Origin of the sequence: Pseudomonas nitroreducens TX1, from assembly GCF_000313755.1 — a bacterium.
GTDB classification, from domain to species: domain Bacteria; phylum Pseudomonadota; class Gammaproteobacteria; order Pseudomonadales; family Pseudomonadaceae; genus Pseudomonas; species Pseudomonas nitroreducens_A.
This window is the reverse complement of sequence record NZ_AMZB01000134.1, coordinates 171,038-185,816: the sequence shown is the minus strand read 5'-3', so window position 1 is coordinate 185,816 and position 14,779 is coordinate 171,038. Positions and strand designations below refer to the sequence as shown.

The following is a 14,779-nucleotide window of genomic DNA, read 5'->3' as shown; positions in this document are numbered from 1 at the left end:
AGTTAGATCATGCAATTTAGATCAGGGCTTTGCCATGACGCACGAAATTCGGCTGAACGACGCGCACCGGGTACCACTTGCCACGGATTTCCACTTCGGCGCGGTCGCCGGTGGCCGCCGGCACGCGGGCCAGGGCGATGGATTTGCCGAGCGTCGGGGAGAAGCTGCCGCTGGTGATCTCGCCTTCGCCGACACCGGCGACGCGGACCACCTGGTGGGCGCGCAGCACGCCGCGCTCTTCCAGCACCAGGCCGACCAGCTTGGGCGCATCGCCGGCGGCTTTCTGCGCTTGCAGCGCCGCGCGGCCGATGAAGTCGCGGCCTTCGGGCTCCCAGGCGATGGTCCAACCCATGTTGGCGGCCAGCGGGGTGACGTCCTCGTCCATGTCCTGGCCGTAGAGGTTCATCCCGGCTTCCAGGCGCAGGGTATCGCGCGCGCCCAGGCCCGCGGGGGCGATGCCGGCGCCGACCAGGTCGTTGAGGAAACCTTGCGCCTCGACGGCCGGCAGCATGATCTCCAGGCCGTCCTCGCCGGTATAGCCGGTGCGGGCAATGAACCAGTCGCCGTCGGCCTTGCCCTGGAAGGGCTTGAGTTCACGGATCAGTGCGGCGCGCGAAGGCGTGACCAGTTCGGCGGTCTTCTCGCGGGCGTTCGGCCCCTGCACGGCCAGCATCGCGAGGTCCGCGCGCTCGGTCAGGGTGACGTCGAAGCCTTCGGTGTGGGCCTGCATCCAGGCCATGTCCTTGTCGCGGGTGGAGGCATTGACCACCACGCGGTAGCCGTATACGCCGAGGTAGACGATCAGGTCGTCGACGACACCGCCGCGTTCGTTGAGCATGCCGCTGTACAGCGCCTTGCCCGGAACCTGCAGTCGTTCGACATCGTTGGCCAGGAGTCGCTGCAGGTATTCCTTGGCCTGCGGACCGGTGACGTCGACCACGGTCATGTGGGAAACGTCGAACACGCCGCAATCGCGGCGTACCTGGTGGTGCTCTTCGACTTGCGAACCGTAGTGCAACGGCATGTCCCAACCGCCGAAGTCGACGATCTTGGCGCCGAGGGCGACGTGCAAATCATAGAGCGGCGTGCGCTGTCCCATGGGTGTTCTCCTTCCGGGCGAGGCGGGTGCGGAGCGCGAGTACGGCCCGCACGAAACGCGCGCATTGTAGTCGCATGACAGGACTCTGGACAGCTTGTCCGACGGCCGATTCTCAGGGCCGCGAAGAACCGCTCTGGCGCGCGGATCGACGGATCAGGCCGATTACCGGGAACAGCCCCACCAGCACCAGCGTCAGCGCCGGCAATGCGGCGCGTGCCCATTCGCCTTCGCTGGTCATCTCGAAGACGCGCACGGCCAGGGTGTCCCAGCCGAACGGGCGCATCAGCAAGGTCGCCGGCATCTCCTTGAGCACATCGACGAAAACCAGCAGCGCAGCGCTCAGCGCACCCGGCAGCAGCAACGGCAGGTAGACTCGGAAGAACAGGCCGGCACCGCCGACACCCAGGCTGCGGGAAGCTTCCGGCAGCGACGGACGAATCCTCGCCAGCGCGCCTTCCAGCGGGTTGTAGGCCACCGCCATGAAACGGATCAGGTAGGCCACCAGCAACGCCCCGAGGCTGCCCAGCAGCAGCGGCTTGCCGGCGCCGCCCAGGGCGCTGGAGACCGGGATCACCGCGTGATTGTCCAGCCAACTGAAGGCCAGCATGATCGCCACCGCCAGCACCGAGCCGGGTAGCGCATAGCCGAGGTTGGAGATACCCACGGCCGAGCGTACCGCCGGCGTGGGCGACAGGCGCCGCGCGAAGGCCAGCAGCAGCGCCACCGCCACCGTCAGCACAGCCGCGAAGCCGCCAAGGTAGAGGCTGTGCAGGATCAGGCCCCAGTAGCGCTCGTCGAGGTCGAAGCGGCCCTTCTGCCAGACCCAGACCAGCAGTTGCAGCACAGGGATGACGAAGGCGCAGGCGAACACCAGCAGGCACCAGGCGCTGGCGGCGAATGCCTTCCAGCCGCGCAGCCGGTATAGCGCAGCGCCGCGCGGGCGCTCGTTGGGCACCCCGCTGCGGCCGCGGCTGTAGCGCTCGCCCAGCAGCACCAGCATGACGAACAGCAGCAGCAGGCTGGCCAGTTGAGTGGCGCTGGAGAGGCTGTAGAAGCCGTACCAGGTCTTGTAGACGGCGGTGGTGAAGGTATCGAAGTTGAACACCGAGACGGTGCCGAAATCCGCCAGTGTCTCCATGACCGCCAGCGCCAGCCCGGCGCCGATGGCCGGCCGAGCCATGGGCAGGGCAACGCGCCAGAAAGCCGCTAGCGGCGACAGCCCGAGCACCCGCGCCGCTTCCATGAGACCGCGTCCCTGCGCCAGGAAGGCGGTGCGCGCGAGCAGGTAGACGTACGGATAGAAGACCAGGACCAGCACCGTGATCACGCCGCCGGTGGAGCGCACGCGTGGCAGCCGCAGGCCGCTGCCGAACCATTCGCGCAGCAGCGTCTGCACGGGGCCGGAGAAGTCCAGCAGGCCGACGAAGACGAACGCCAGCACATAGGCCGGCACCGCGAAGGGCAGCATCAGCGCCCAGTCCAGCCAGCGTCGACCGGGGAACTCGCAGAGGCTGGTAAGCCAGGCGAGGCTGACACCCAGTAGGGTCACGCCGACGCCCACGCCCGCCACCAGCACCAGGGTATTTCCCAACAGCCTGGTCATCTGGGTTTCCCACAGGTGCGACCAGATCTCGCGGTCGATTTCCGCCCAGCTCAGCAGCAGGACGCTGATGGGCAGCAGGACGAGGGCAGCGACGGCGAATGTAACGGGGTACCAGCGATTGGCGCGCATGGAGTGCGTGTTTCCAGAAAACCAGGGAATGCTCGTGGGAAATGTCGCCGCATGGCTAACGGAACTATCCCTTGTTGAAATCAAATTCGCCCGATCTTCACGCGATAGGGATAAAGCGCAAGGTACAGCGGTCGAATCGGCCACTCTGCCATTCATCCCTGCCAAGGAAAAAGCCCATGTACTCCCCTCGCGCGCTCTGCGGGCTGCTACTACTGCCACTCAGCGGTTTCGCACTGGCCGACGACCAGACACCCATGGAGTCCTGCCTGGATCTCGCCATGCATATGCTGGCCGAAAACCCGCAACTGCAGGAGCGCTGGCAGCAAACCTGGGTGGAACCAACGTCCATCCGCGAAGAAGCCTACGACGGCGAAGTGGACGGGCAGCGCGCCAGCAAGCGGGTAACCGCCCAACTGCGCCGCGGCGATCGGTCCGACGGCCAGTTCATCTGCCTGCTGGCGGAGAACGGCAAGGCGCTCTCCGTCGACCACAAGGACGACGCCGCCACCCAGTGAGGCGGCGACACGTTCATCAATTCCAGCCGGCGCGATCCATCAGCTTGATCGCCTCGGCCTGGCGCTTGCCGGCGATTTCCACCGGAATGCTATCGGCCTTGAATTCACCCCAGGCCGCGACTTCCTGGGACGGCGCCACCTTCGGGTTGGCCGGGAATTCCTGGTTGATGCCGGCGAACAGCGCCTGAGCATCCGCACCGGTCATCCACTCCACCAGCTTCTTCGCCGCTTCCGGATGAGGTGCGTACTTGGTCAGGCCGATACCCGACAGGTTGACATGCACGCCGCGGTCGCCCTGGTTCGGCCAGAACAGCTTCACCGGCAGCTGCGGATTGTCCTTGTGCATGCGGCCGTAGTAGTAGGTGTTGACGATGCCGACGTCGCACTGGCCGGCGGCAATGGCCTGCAGCAGCGCGTTGTCGTCGGAGAACACGTCGGTCGCCAGGTTGTTCACCCAGCCCTTGAGGATTTCCTCGGTCTTTTCGGCGCCATGGGTCTCGATCAGGGTGGCGGTCAGCGACTGGTTGTAGACCTTCTTCGCGGCGCGCAGGCACAGGCGGCCTTCCCACTTCGCATCGGCCAGCGCTTCGTAGGTCGACAGTTCCTCGGGCTTCACCCGCTGGGTCGAATAGGCGATGGTGCGCGCGCGCAGCGACAGGCCGGTCCAGCTGTCGGTGCCGGAGCGGTACTGCGGCGGGATGTTGGCATCCAGGGTCGGAGAATCGAAGGGCTGCAGGATGCCCATCTTCTCGGCCTGCCAGAGGTTGCCGGCATCGACGGTGAGCAGCAGGTCGGCCGGGGTGTTGGCGCCTTCGGCCTTGATCCGCGCCATCAGCGGCGCTTCCTTGTCGGTGATGAACTTGATCTTCACCCCGGTGGCCTGGGTGTAAGCGTCGAACACCGGCTTGATCAGCTCGTCGATGCGCGAGGAATAGACCACCACCTCGTCGGCGGCCTGGGCGGTACCAGCGACGGCGACCAGCAGGAGGGTGGCGAGAAGACCTTTGCGCGCGAGCATGAGCGTGTCCTTTGCGGGGTAAATATCCCGCAAATGATAAGGAACCTCATTTGCTAACGAGCCGCGCGTTTGTGTCGGGGTGTTTCGGGAGGGTGTGGTTTAGGGTCGCGGGATAGCGTGGGGCGGAACAAGAGCCCCTCTCCCCCGCCCTCTCCTTGAAGGGAGAGGGAGCCGTTCGGCGTGAGTGGGGATCATGGAGCCAGCCGGGTAGTCTGGATTATCAGTTCGCTCCGACCAGTCCCCTCTCCCTTCGGAGCGGGGCGCGCAGCCAGGGGTAGGGAGAGGGCAATCCGCCGCGCGAACTACCCAGTCAAACCCGCGCCAACTCCGGCAAATCCCCGGATAGCCCCAGTGCCTGGCGCACGAACACGCCCTTGGCCTCGTGGTGCTTGTCCACCAGCCGCAGCCCGGCGTTGCGCAGCCAGCGCACCGCCAGCGGGTCGGCCTGGAACAGGCGCTGGAAGCCCTCCATCGCTGCCATCATCGCCAGGTTGTGCGGCATGCGCCGACGTTCGTAGCGGCTCAGCACGCGCTCCTCGGCGATATTCTCGCCACGGGCGTGGGCGTGTTCGATCACTTCGGCGAGCACCGCCGCATCCAGGAAGCCCAGGTTCACACCCTGCCCGGCCAGCGGGTGGATGGTGTGCGCGGCGTCGCCGATCAATACCAGCCCCGGCTCCACATAGCGCTTGGCATGACGCTGGCGCAGCGGGATGCACAGGCGGCGGTCGGCGTGCTCGATGGCGCCCAGACGGTGCTCGAAGGCGAGGCCCAGGGCCTTGCAGAAACCGTCGTCGTCCAGCGCCATGAGCTTCTCGGCCTGCTCGGGAGTGGTCGACCAGACGATCGAGCACCACTGCGCATCGCCTTCCTTTGCCAGCGGCAGGAAGGCCAGCGGGCCGTCGTCGGTGAAACGCTGCCAGGCGGTAGCCTGGTGCGGCTTCTCGCAGCGCACGCTGGTGACGATGGCGTGGTGCAGGTAATCCCACTCGCGGGTGGCGCAGCCAGCCAGGCGGCGCACCGCGGAGTTGGCGCCGTCGGCGGCGACCACCAGCGGCGTGCGGACCTCGCGGCCGTCGGAGAGGGTCAGCAGCCAGTCGTCGCCGGAGTGGCGCAGCTGCTCCAGGCGAGCGTTGGGCAGCAGGCCTAGGGCGGAGTCGTGCAGGCGCTCCAGCAGGGCATCCTGTACCACGCGGTTCTCGACGATATGACCGAGCATCTCGGCATGCACGCTGGCAGCACTGAAGTGGATCTGCCCGGTACCGGAGCCGTCCCACACCCGCATCTCGCGGTAGGGCTCGGCACGACGCGCGGCGATGCCGTCCCACGCATGCAGGCGCTGGAGGATGCGCCGGCTGGCCTCGGACAGCGCACTGACGCGCGGCTCGAACGGTGCTTCGCGGTCGAACGGCGAGACGCTCAGCGGCGAGCCGTCCAGCAGCAGGATGTCCAGCCCGCTGCCTTCCAGGGCCAGGGCCAGCGCGCTGCCGACCATTCCCGCCCCGACGATTACCAGATCCGCGTGCATCGAATTTCCTTTTGGCTGAGGCGTGTTAAACCGGGCGGGCGCCCAGGCCCATGGCCTGGCGGGCGAACCAGCGCTTGGCCGGCGGCAACAGGTCGAGCCCGAGCAAGCCGATGTTGCGGCCGGTGGCGAGCAGCGGCTGGGCATTGGAGAACAGGCGGGTGACGCGGTCGGAGAAACCGACGGTCATCTGCTGGTCCAGGCGCTGGCCGTCCAGGTAGCGCTGCAGCACGGCGAAATCGCCCGGCGCGGCGTCTTCCTGCAACAGGCGGTCACCGAGAGCCTTGGCATCGCGCAGCGACAGGTTGAAGCCCTGCCCGGCAATCGGGTGCAGGCTGTGGGCGGCGTTGCCAAGCACCACGAGGTGCGGGCGAATCTGTTCGTCGGCCTCGCTGAGGCTCAGCGGGTAACCGTAACGCACACCAACCTGGCGCAGGGTGCCCAGGCGATAGCCGAAGGCCTCCTGCAGCTGGGCAAGGAAGGCCGCGTCGGGCAGCTCGCGCAGGCGCTCGGCGTCGCGGCCGTTGCGGGTCCAGACCAGCGCGCAGCGGTTTTCCGGCAGCGGCAGCAGGGCCAGCGGGCCGTTCTCGGTGAAGCGCTCGAAGGCCTGTCCGCGATGGGCCTCGGACGGGCTGATGTTGGCGATCAGCGCGGTCTGTCCGTAGGACGAGGAGCGCACGTTGATGCCCAGTTGCTCGCGCAGACCGGAACGGCCGCCGTCGGCCAGCACGGCGAGGTCGCAGTCCAGTTGCGAGTCGTCGTCCAGGGTCAGGCGGTAGCCGTCGCCCAGCGCGTCCATCCGGCGCACTTCGGCCGGGCAACGCCAGCTCACCACGTCCGGGTCGAGCGCATGCCACAGGCACTGGCCGAGCCAGGCGTTCTCCACCACATAGCCCAGGGCGGGAACGCCCTCTTCCACTGCCGTCAGGCGTGCAGCGCCAAAGCGGCCGCGGTCGGAGACGTGGATCTGGGTGATGGGCTCGGCGCGCTGGGAAATCTGCTGCCAGAGTCCCAGGCGTTCGTAGATCTGCCGGCTGCCGAAGGACAGCGCCGAGGAGCGCGCGTCATAGCTGGGCTGGTAGGCATCGCCGGGGGCGAAGGGCTCGATCAGCACGATCTGCCAGCCGCGCTCGCGGGCGCCGGCCTGGAGAATCAGCGCAAGGCTGGCGCCGACGAGTCCGCCACCGATGATTGCCAGTTGCGTACGTTGCATGTCAGGCGGCCTGGGCCTTGGCCTGCGCCATCAGCGCTTCGATCTCGGCGACGGTTTTCGGCACGCCATTGGTCAGCACTTCGCAACCGGTCCTGGTCACCACCACATCGTCCTCGATGCGTACGCCGATGCCGCGCCACTTCTTCGGCACGTCGGTGTTGTCCGGGGCGATGTAGATGCCGGGTTCGACGGTCATCGCCATGCCCGGTTCGAGCACGCGCCATTCGCCGCCGACGCGGTATTCACCGACGTCGTGCACGTCCATGCCCAGCCAGTGACCGGCACGGTGCATGTAGAAGGCCTTGTAGGCCTCGCGCTCGATCAGTGCGTCGACATCGCCCTTGAGCAGGCCCAGTTCCACCAGGCCGGCGGTGATGACCCGCACGGTGGCCTCGTGGGCTTCATTCCAGTGGCGGCCTGGCGCGATGTAGTCGAAGGCCGCCATGTTGGCGTCCAGAACCAGCTGGTAGATGGCCTTCTGCTCGGGGCTGAAGGTGCCGCTGGCGGGGAAGGTGCGGGTGATGTCGCTGGCGTAGCAATCGATCTCGCAGCCGGCGTCGATCAGGATCAGGTCGCCGTCCTTGATCTGCGCGTCGTTCTCGCGGTAATGCAGGATGCAGGCGTTGCGGCCGGTGGCAACGATCGAGCCGTAGGCCGGCATCTTCGCACCGCCCTGACGGAAAGCGTATTCCAGCTCGGCTTCCAGATGGTATTCGTAGAGCCCCGGACGGCACGCCTGCATGGCGCGGATGTGCGCGCCGGCGGAAACTTCCGCGGCATAGCGCATCACCTTCACCTCGCCGGCGCTCTTGTACAGGCGCTGGTCGTGCAGCAGGTGGTCGAGGGCGACGAATTCGTTCGGCGGCTGCGCACCCTGGCGCGCCTTGGAGCGGATCACGTTGATCCAGTCCATCAGCCGGCGGTCGAACTCCTGGTTGGCACCCAGCGCGTAGTACACGCGGTCGCGACCCTCGATCAGTCCGGGGAGGATGTCGTCGATATCGCCGATGGGGAAGGCGTCATCGGCGCCGAAGGTAGCGATGGCGCCGTCCTGGCCGGCGCGCAGGCCATCCCAGAGTTCACGCTCCGGATCGCGTTCGCGGCAGAACAGCACGTATTCGCCATGCTCGCGGCCGGGGATCAGCGCCATCACCGCTTCCGGCTCGGGAAAGCCGGTGAGGTACTGGAAGTCGCTGTCCTGGCGGTAGACGTGCTCGACGTCGCGGTTGCGGATGTACATCGGCGCCGCCGGGAGAATGGCGATGCTGTTGGGTTCCATCTGCGCCATCAGCGCCTTGCGACGACGGGCGTATTCCGACTTGGCGATACGGATCATGCGCGACCTCAATGCAGGGAGGGTTTCTCGGCCGGTGCCGGCACCTTGCCGAATTCGGAAAACAGCAGCAGCGGGGCGACGCGCAGGTATTCCTGCACTTCCATATAGTCGGCCTCGCCGTCTTCGGATTCTTCCAGCTGGCCGCCGACCTGGGCGATGGCGGCGATGTCCTGCAGCACTTCGTCGGCTTCGTCCGACAGGCTGGGGGAACGCAGCGCCAGGCCGAAGCCGGCGAGGAAGCCCTGGCACCACTGACCCAGGGCAGTGGCGCGCGCGGCCAGCGGCTCGTCGTCGTTGGGCAGCATCAGCACCACGGCCATCTCGCCCTGGCTGAAGTCCTGCTGGACCATGCCCAGCAGGCCGCCCAGGGCTGCACCCAGGCGCTCGCCCGGCTCGCCGCCGAGCAGTTCACCAGCGGCCTGCAGCCATTCGCCCTGGTCGAAGCCGGAGCCGGCGCAGACGCGGCCGAGCAGGTGGCCGTGCAGTTCGGCGGGGGAAATCGGCAGGGCGGCCTCGGCGAGCAGGGCGGCGAAGGCGGTGTAGGCGGAGCTGGAAGTGGACATGATCGAACCCGGGTGAAGGCTAGGCGCCATCAGGCGCCGCGCAATAGAATAGGGTCCGTTATCCTAGCACCGGCGCACACCGCAAGACCATGTGACGACGCGCCGGGCAGCCGTGCGTTGACCCACCCCCACGGCAGTCCTATATAGTTCTCGATTACTTAAGCAACTCCCAAGCGAGAGCCCATGGAAGACGCCGACCTGCACGCGCTGATCGCCAAGTTCGACCTGCTGCTCCAGCGCCTGGAACAGCTCAAGGCCGAGAACCGGCTGCTGCGGGCGAACGAGAAAAGCTGGCGGGAAGAACGTGCCCATCTGATCGAGAAGAACGATTTGGCTCGGCAGAAGGTCGAAGCGATGATTTTGCGTCTTAAAGCCCTGGAGCAGGACTCATGAGCCAGTCGAATACCCTGAACGTCCAAATCCTCGACAAGGAGTACTGCATCGCATGCCCTGCGGACGAGCGCGTCAACCTGGAGAGCGCCGCGCGCTATCTGGACAGCAAGATGCGCGAGATCCGCTCCAGCGGCAAAGTGATCGGTGCCGACCGCGTCGCGGTAATGGCCGCCCTTAACATCACCCACGACCTGCTGCACAAGCAGGAACGCGTGGAGCAGGACAGCGGCTCCACCCGCGAGCGCGTGCGCGAACTGCTCGAGCGCGTGGACCGCGCCCTGGCGACCGATACCCTTACCACTGATAAGGACCAGGGTGAAGTCTGACCAGGGAAATTTCCTTGGGGTATAATCAGCCTCGCTCCCTGGTGTGTTGGCCAGTCGGTGATGTCCCTGAGCCGATAATTGCAACAACGGGGGTTGCCAGTTGGGCTGGTGTGCATGTCCGCACGACGGAAAGCCTTAAAGCCTACTGCAACCACCACCTTGAACTCTCGGGTTCAAGGGCTAACCCGACAGCGGCATGTCCGGGGAGCTTTACCCTTCCATGATCCATTCCGACGGTCTTTCCCGCCCTGCCCTGCGCCGCCAGTTGCGCCAGGCCAGACGCGCGCTGACGCCCCTCCAGCAACGTCTCGCCGCCCAATCCCTGTATCGTCAGCTCGCGCAGCATCCGCTGTTCCGCCGGGCGAAACACATTGCCCTGTACCTGCCGGCTGACGGCGAGATCGACCCGCGCCCGCTCATGAAGGCGGCGCAGAAGCGCGGCAAGGCGACCTACCTGCCGGTGCTCTCGGATTGGCCGCGCACGCACATGACCTTCCAGCAGGTCGGCATTGGCGAGCGCTGGGTGCGCAACCGTTACAACATCGCCGAGCCGCAAGCCGACCGACGGCGCCAGCGCCCGGCCTGGACCCTGGACCTGCTGTTGCTGCCGCTGGTGGGCTTCGACCCCCAGGGCGGCCGCCTGGGAATGGGCAAGGGCTTCTATGACCGGACCCTGGCCTATCTGGGCATGCGCAAAAATTGGCAGAAACCGACGTTGCTGGGCCTGGCGCACGAATGCCAGAAGGTCGATCAGCTGGAGCTGGCGAGCTGGGATGTGCCGCTGATGGGCATAGTGACGGACGGCGGCTGGTATGGCCGTCTCGCGACGGAATCGCGTTCCTTGCGATAACCGTGGCGATGGCAGCGCTGGATCGAGATGGCTGAATCAGGGCTGCTGGGTGACCTGCACCGGGGCGTTGCCCTGGCGTTGCTCCCAAAGGCTCTGGGTGTAACCGGTCGTGACGACACCCAGACCGAAAAGTATTACCAACACCCACAAAATATCTGGCTTGCGTTTCATCGATTGCCTCCCCCTTCCAGGCAAACTGTCAACGATGACCGGCGGTGGTTTTTTATCCGTCCGGCGGGCCAAGCTGAAAACGGCGGCATTCTCCGACAATGAAAAGCTTCTCGCAATTCTGACGCCAACCGATCGTCGGAGGAGCTACCGCCCCCAAAACTTCCGGCACTTTCAGGCAATGTTCATGCCGGTATTCCTACATCCTCTTCCTACAATTGATTTCCGGCGAGCCGGCAACTTGTCGCAGGGAAACCTCTACCCGCCTACCCTTGGTACAACCATTACGACCCGCACAAGGAGACCCTCGCGGATGGCACGTGCTTACTGGCTGATGAAATCCGAGCCCGACGAACTCTCGATCCACGACCTGCAGCGCCTGAAGACGGCGCGCTGGGACGGCGTGCGCAATTACCAGGCGCGTAACTTCATGCGCAGCATGCAGCCGGGCGACCTGTTCTTCTTCTACCACTCCAGCTGTCCCGAGCCCGGCATTGCCGGCATCGCGCGAATCGACGGCGCCCCCTACCCGGACCCGACCGCGCTCGACCCGCAGAGCCACTACCACGACCCCAAGGCCAGCGACGAGAAGAATCCCTGGACAGCCCGCGACGTGAGCTTTGTCGAAGCCTTCCGCGCGGTGCTCCCGCTGGGCACGCTCAAGGCGCAGGCCGGACTGGAAGAGATGCCCCTGGTACAGAAAGGCAGCCGCCTGTCGGTGATGCCGGTGACCGCCGAACAGTGGGCGATCGTCGTCGGCCTGGCGCACAAGTAAAGGCATTGTGCTATTAGGTTACTGAAGCCCCCGGAATTCGCCGTATGCACCGCCTTCAGTCCTCATTAGCTACTTACCTCGGGCTCGGCGGCCTGCTCTGCGTGCTCCTGCTCGCCAGCACCTGGCTGAGCGAGGAGCTGGCGCGCAGCGAACGGCAGCGCGTGGAGGAACGCCTGACCTACCAGGGGCGCAGCCTGGCGCACCAGCTGGAAGCCAATCTCCATGAGCAGGTCCAGGGCCTGGATCTGCTCGCCCAGCTGTGGACCCACCACGGCCGCATGCCCCGCGCCGAATGGGAGCTGGATGCGCGCTTCTACGTCCGCAGCTTTCCCGGCTACCAATCGATCCAATGGGCCGATCCGGACCTGCGCATCCGCTGGCTGGAACCGCTGCAGGGCAATGAGGCGGCGCTGAACTTCCGTCTCTCTGCGCAGCACCCCAACTACGCCACGGCGATGGCCGCCCGCGAAAGCGGCACGGCACACCTGAGCGACAGTGTCGAACTGCTCCAGGGCGGACGCGGTTTCGTGCTCTATACGCCGGTGTACATCCACGACATCGACAACCAGCTGCGCTTCGATGGCTTCATGCAGGGCGTCTTCCGCGTCGGCCCGCTGATGGACAACCTGCTCAAGCAGGCCGACAACCACCTGTTCAGCGTGAGCCTGCTCGAACATGGCAGGCCGATCTACGTGCGCGACCAGCCCGGCAGCGATGCCGAGAAACAGCTGCGGGTGCCGCTGCGCCTGCTCGACAACCGCAGCTTCGAGCTGGAACTGCGCCCCACAGCCACGCTGGTGCAATCGCTGTCCACCCCCCTGCCGACGGTGGTATTCAGCGGCGGCATGGCCATCAGCCTGCTGCTGGTAGCAGCGCTGTTCCTCGCCCGCGAGAACGCCCGCCGCGCCACCGCGCTGAGCGCAAGCAACCAGTTGCTCAACCAGGAAGCCGAGCAGCGCCAATCGGTGGAGGCAAACCTGCGTGAAAGCCGCGAACGCCTGCAACTGGCGCTGGACCTGACTGACTCCTGCCGCGACGCGCTGTTCATCTTCGACCTGCAACAGCGCGAACTGCTGCACATGAACCGCGCGACCTACAACGGCCTGGGATACAGCGCCGAGGAGTTCCGCCACCTGCTGCGCGACGATCCCGAGCGACTCATCCCCGGCTTCCACGCCTGGATCCAGCTGGTGCAGCAGGCGCACCGGCTCAACCTGTCGATGATCTTCCAACGCGAGATGCTTCGCCGCGACGGCAGCCTGCAACCGGCGGAGATCAACACCCAGCTTATTCACCAGGGCGACCACGACTACCTGATCGCCGTGGCCCGCGACAACAGCGAGCGCCTGCAACTGGAGGCGCAGCTGCACAAGCTGTCGCAGCAGGACGGCCTAACCGGCCTGTTCAATCGCCGCTACTTCGACCGCCAGTTTCAGAGCGAGTGGCGCCGCCTGCGCCGGGCCGATGCGCCGCTGGCGGTACTGATGCTCGACGTCGACCACTTCAAGCGCTTCAACGACTGCCTCGGCCACCTGGCCGGCGACGACGCGCTGCGGCGCCTCGCCAGCTGCCTGCAGGAAAGCCTGCAACGCGAAGGCGATGTGGCGTGCCGTTATGGCGGCGAGGAGTTCGTCATCATCCTCACCGACACCGGCATTGGAGGCGCCAGCCATGTGGCCGCGCGCATCCACCAGCGCGTGGCCGAGATGGGCATCGCACATCCCGCCGGGGAACTGGGACGACTGACGGTGAGCATCGGCCTGGCCATCGCCACGCCAGGGCAGGACGCCGCGCCGGATCAACTGATCGCCCAGGCCGACCAAGCGCTGTATGCGGCCAAGCACAAGGGCAGGAACCAGACCTGTGTGTGGCCGACGGATATGGCCGAGCGCACGCTTACCTGAAATTTCGTGCGAGGCATGCCCTCTCCCCCGCCCTCTCCCTGAAGGGAGAGGGAGCTGAACATGCCGGCTGACACTTCGGTTTACGCCGGCACCAAACCAGTCCCCTCTCCCTTCGGAGCGAGGCGCGCGGTCAGGGCGAGGGTCTCTGTAGGAGCGAGCTTGCTCGCGAACCCGCCTGGCGTCAGCGCTGCCGGATAGTCCGTTCGCGAGCTCGCTCCTACAGAATGGGCGAAGCGTCAGGCCATCTGCCCGATGGTCCGGCGGAAGCGCCACAGCGCGCCACTGAAGAACGCCGCGCCGATACCGACGATGGCCAGCAGCTGTGGCCAGACGATGGACAGGTCGGCCCCACGATAAAGAATCGCCTGGGCCAGGCTGACGAAGTGGGTGGTCGGCGCCGCCAGCATGATGGTTTGCACCAGCTCCGGCATGCTCTCGCGCGGCGTGGTGCCGCCGGAGAGTATCTGCAGCGGCATCAGGGTGAGGATCACCAGCAGCCCCAGCTGCGGCATCGAGCGCGCCACGGTGCCGAGGAAGATGCCCATGGACGTGGTGGCGAACAGGTGCAGCGCCGCGCCCAGCAGGAACAGCCCCACCGAGCCGCTGATCGGCACGTCCAGCCAGCCGCGCACCACCAGCTGCAACGAGATGGCCGCCGCCACCAGCACCACGGTGCCCATGGACCAGACCTTGGCCATCATGATCTCGAAGGCGGTCAGCGGCATCACCAGCAGGTGCTCCACCGTGCCGTGCTCGCGCTCGCGGATCAGCGCGGCGCCGGTGAGGATGATCGACAGCATGGTGATCTGGTTGATCACTTCCATCACCGCGCCGAACCAGGCCTGGGTCAGGTTCGGGTTGAACTCTATGCGCACCGCCAGCTCGGCCGGCATCGCCGCTTCGGCGCGGTAGCGGCTGACGAACTCGCGCACCTCGGTGCCGATGATGTTCTGGATGTAGCCCGCACCAGAGAATGCTTGTCCGGTCTGGGTAGCGTCGACGTTGACCTGGATCGCCGGCTGCCGCCCGGCCAGCACGTCGCGCTGGAAGTCCGGCGGGATGTCCAGGGTGAAGGTGTACAAACCCACATCCATGCCGCGGTCCATCTGCGCGTGGCCAATCATTTCTGGCGGTCGGAAGTACGGTGGCTGGAAGGCGTTGATGATGCGCGTGGAGAGCTGCGACTGGTCCTCGTCGACGATGGCGATGGGCGCGTGGTGCAGGGTTTCCGGCACGCCGGTGGCCGAGCTGTAGACCCCCAGGGTGAAGGCCCAGGCGATCAGGATCAGCATCGCGTAATCGCGGCCCAGGCTGCGGAATTCCTTGATGCCGAGGTTGAAGATGTTCGCCAGCTTCCTCATG

The 14,779-nt window shown here is 66.2% G+C and carries 15 protein-coding genes and 1 other RNA gene; 7 read left to right on the top strand and 9 right to left on the bottom strand.

Features of this window, described 5'->3' with window-relative positions; translation table 11 throughout:
* Positions 1–16 precede the first annotated feature (16 nt).
* Positions 17–1,099, bottom strand: coding sequence for a glycine cleavage system aminomethyltransferase GcvT (gene gcvT, locus C167_RS0126780; RefSeq protein WP_017521398.1), 1,083 nt, complete (start codon positions 1,097–1,099; stop codon positions 17–19).
* 112 nt (positions 1,100–1,211) lie between these two features.
* Positions 1,212–2,831, bottom strand: a complete 1,620-nt coding sequence (locus C167_RS0126775) for an ABC transporter permease (RefSeq protein WP_017521397.1) — start codon at positions 2,829–2,831, stop codon at positions 1,212–1,214.
* A 176-nt stretch (positions 2,832–3,007) separates the two neighbouring features.
* Here C167_RS0126775 and C167_RS0126770 point away from each other — a divergent pair, with 176 nt between their 5' ends.
* Positions 3,008–3,346, top strand: coding sequence for a hypothetical protein (locus C167_RS0126770; RefSeq protein ID WP_017521396.1), 339 nt, complete (start codon positions 3,008–3,010; stop codon positions 3,344–3,346).
* A gap of 16 nt (positions 3,347–3,362) precedes the next feature.
* Here C167_RS0126770 and C167_RS0126765 read toward each other — a convergent pair whose 3' ends face one another.
* From C167_RS0126765 to C167_RS0126745, 5 genes are all read right to left on the bottom strand, one after another.
* Positions 3,363–4,364 carry an extracellular solute-binding protein gene (locus C167_RS0126765; protein WP_017521395.1) on the bottom strand — a complete coding sequence of 334 codons (1,002 nt, stop codon included), beginning with the start codon at positions 4,362–4,364 and terminating at the stop codon, positions 3,363–3,365.
* A 310-nt stretch (positions 4,365–4,674) separates the two neighbouring features.
* Positions 4,675–5,892, bottom strand: a complete 1,218-nt coding sequence (locus C167_RS0126760) for a 2-octaprenyl-3-methyl-6-methoxy-1,4-benzoquinol hydroxylase (protein WP_017521394.1) — start codon at positions 5,890–5,892, stop codon at positions 4,675–4,677.
* A 25-nt stretch (positions 5,893–5,917) separates the two neighbouring features.
* Positions 5,918–7,102 (bottom strand): 2-octaprenyl-6-methoxyphenyl hydroxylase, encoded by a 1,185-nt coding sequence (gene ubiH, locus C167_RS0126755; RefSeq protein ID WP_017521393.1) that lies wholly within the window; start codon positions 7,100–7,102, stop codon positions 5,918–5,920.
* Between the two features lies 1 nt (position 7,103).
* Complete coding sequence (gene pepP, locus C167_RS0126750) at positions 7,104–8,438, bottom strand: Xaa-Pro aminopeptidase (protein ID WP_017521392.1); 1,335 nt, start codon at positions 8,436–8,438, stop codon at positions 7,104–7,106.
* Positions 8,439–8,446: 8 nt separating this feature from the next.
* A complete protein-coding gene (locus C167_RS0126745; RefSeq protein ID WP_017521391.1) occupies positions 8,447–9,001 on the bottom strand; it encodes a UPF0149 family protein in 555 nt (184 codons plus the stop codon).
* 183 nt (positions 9,002–9,184) lie between these two features.
* On the opposite strand from C167_RS0126745, the gene C167_RS0126740 reads away from it, so the two are divergent.
* The 4 genes from C167_RS0126740 (at position 9,185) to C167_RS0126730 (ending at position 10,570) form a co-directional block, all read left to right on the top strand.
* A complete protein-coding gene (locus tag C167_RS0126740) occupies positions 9,185–9,394 on the top strand; it encodes a TIGR02449 family protein (RefSeq protein ID WP_017521390.1) in 210 nt (69 codons plus the stop codon).
* The gene (locus C167_RS0126735) at positions 9,391–9,720 is read left to right on the top strand and encodes a cell division protein ZapA (RefSeq protein WP_017521389.1); all 330 of its coding nucleotides are present in this window, start codon (positions 9,391–9,393) and stop codon (positions 9,718–9,720) included. Before C167_RS0126740 ends, C167_RS0126735 begins: the two co-directional genes overlap by 4 nt.
* A 32-nt stretch (positions 9,721–9,752) precedes the next feature.
* Positions 9,753–9,931, top strand: a non-coding RNA gene (gene ssrS / locus C167_RS33965) — 6S RNA.
* A gap of 9 nt (positions 9,932–9,940) precedes the next feature.
* Positions 9,941–10,570: a 5-formyltetrahydrofolate cyclo-ligase gene (locus tag C167_RS0126730; protein WP_017521388.1), complete on the top strand. Its 630-nt coding sequence runs from the start codon at positions 9,941–9,943 to the stop codon at positions 10,568–10,570.
* 36 nt (positions 10,571–10,606) lie between these two features.
* Here the strand turns inward: C167_RS0126730 and C167_RS35325 are convergent, their stop codons facing one another.
* On the bottom strand, positions 10,607–10,741 hold the full coding sequence (locus C167_RS35325) for a hypothetical protein (RefSeq protein WP_017521387.1): 135 nt from the start codon (positions 10,739–10,741) through the stop codon (positions 10,607–10,609).
* Between the two features lie 310 nt (positions 10,742–11,051).
* Here C167_RS35325 and C167_RS0126720 point away from each other — a divergent pair, with 310 nt between their 5' ends.
* Both C167_RS0126720 and C167_RS0126715 read left to right on the top strand, forming a co-directional pair.
* A complete protein-coding gene (locus C167_RS0126720) occupies positions 11,052–11,513 on the top strand; it encodes an EVE domain-containing protein (RefSeq protein ID WP_017521386.1) in 462 nt (153 codons plus the stop codon).
* A gap of 44 nt (positions 11,514–11,557) precedes the next feature.
* Positions 11,558–13,417, top strand: a complete 1,860-nt coding sequence (locus C167_RS0126715) for a diguanylate cyclase (protein WP_017521385.1) — start codon at positions 11,558–11,560, stop codon at positions 13,415–13,417.
* Between the two features lie 236 nt (positions 13,418–13,653).
* Here C167_RS0126715 and C167_RS0126710 read toward each other — a convergent pair whose 3' ends face one another.
* Complete coding sequence (locus C167_RS0126710; RefSeq protein ID WP_017521384.1) at positions 13,654–14,778, bottom strand: ABC transporter permease; 1,125 nt, start codon at positions 14,776–14,778, stop codon at positions 13,654–13,656.
* Position 14,779: the final 1 nt, after the last annotated feature.

Excerpts from the sequence above, each read along its gene's own strand:
- gcvT (WP_017521398.1), bottom strand. The coding sequence starts at position 1,099 with ATGGGACAGCGCACGCCGCTCTATGATTTGCACGTCGCCCTCGGCGCC.
- C167_RS0126775 (WP_017521397.1), bottom strand. The coding sequence starts at position 2,831 with ATGCGCGCCAATCGCTGGTACCCCGTTACATTCGCCGTCGCTGCCCTC.
- C167_RS0126770 (WP_017521396.1), top strand. The coding sequence starts at position 3,008 with ATGTACTCCCCTCGCGCGCTCTGCGGGCTGCTACTACTGCCACTCAGC.
- C167_RS0126765 (WP_017521395.1), bottom strand. The coding sequence starts at position 4,364 with ATGCTCGCGCGCAAAGGTCTTCTCGCCACCCTCCTGCTGGTCGCCGTC.
- C167_RS0126760 (WP_017521394.1), bottom strand. The coding sequence starts at position 5,892 with ATGCACGCGGATCTGGTAATCGTCGGGGCGGGAATGGTCGGCAGCGCG.
- ubiH (WP_017521393.1), bottom strand. The coding sequence starts at position 7,102 with ATGCAACGTACGCAACTGGCAATCATCGGTGGCGGACTCGTCGGCGCC.
- pepP (WP_017521392.1), bottom strand. The coding sequence starts at position 8,438 with ATGATCCGTATCGCCAAGTCGGAATACGCCCGTCGTCGCAAGGCGCTG.
- C167_RS0126745 (WP_017521391.1), bottom strand. The coding sequence starts at position 9,001 with ATGTCCACTTCCAGCTCCGCCTACACCGCCTTCGCCGCCCTGCTCGCC.
- C167_RS0126740 (WP_017521390.1), top strand. The coding sequence starts at position 9,185 with ATGGAAGACGCCGACCTGCACGCGCTGATCGCCAAGTTCGACCTGCTG.
- C167_RS0126735 (WP_017521389.1), top strand. The coding sequence starts at position 9,391 with ATGAGCCAGTCGAATACCCTGAACGTCCAAATCCTCGACAAGGAGTAC.
- C167_RS0126730 (WP_017521388.1), top strand. The coding sequence starts at position 9,941 with ATGATCCATTCCGACGGTCTTTCCCGCCCTGCCCTGCGCCGCCAGTTG.
- C167_RS35325 (WP_017521387.1), bottom strand. The coding sequence starts at position 10,741 with ATGAAACGCAAGCCAGATATTTTGTGGGTGTTGGTAATACTTTTCGGT.
- C167_RS0126720 (WP_017521386.1), top strand. The coding sequence starts at position 11,052 with ATGGCACGTGCTTACTGGCTGATGAAATCCGAGCCCGACGAACTCTCG.
- C167_RS0126715 (WP_017521385.1), top strand. The coding sequence starts at position 11,558 with ATGCACCGCCTTCAGTCCTCATTAGCTACTTACCTCGGGCTCGGCGGC.
- C167_RS0126710 (WP_017521384.1), bottom strand. The coding sequence starts at position 14,778 with ATGAGGAAGCTGGCGAACATCTTCAACCTCGGCATCAAGGAATTCCGC.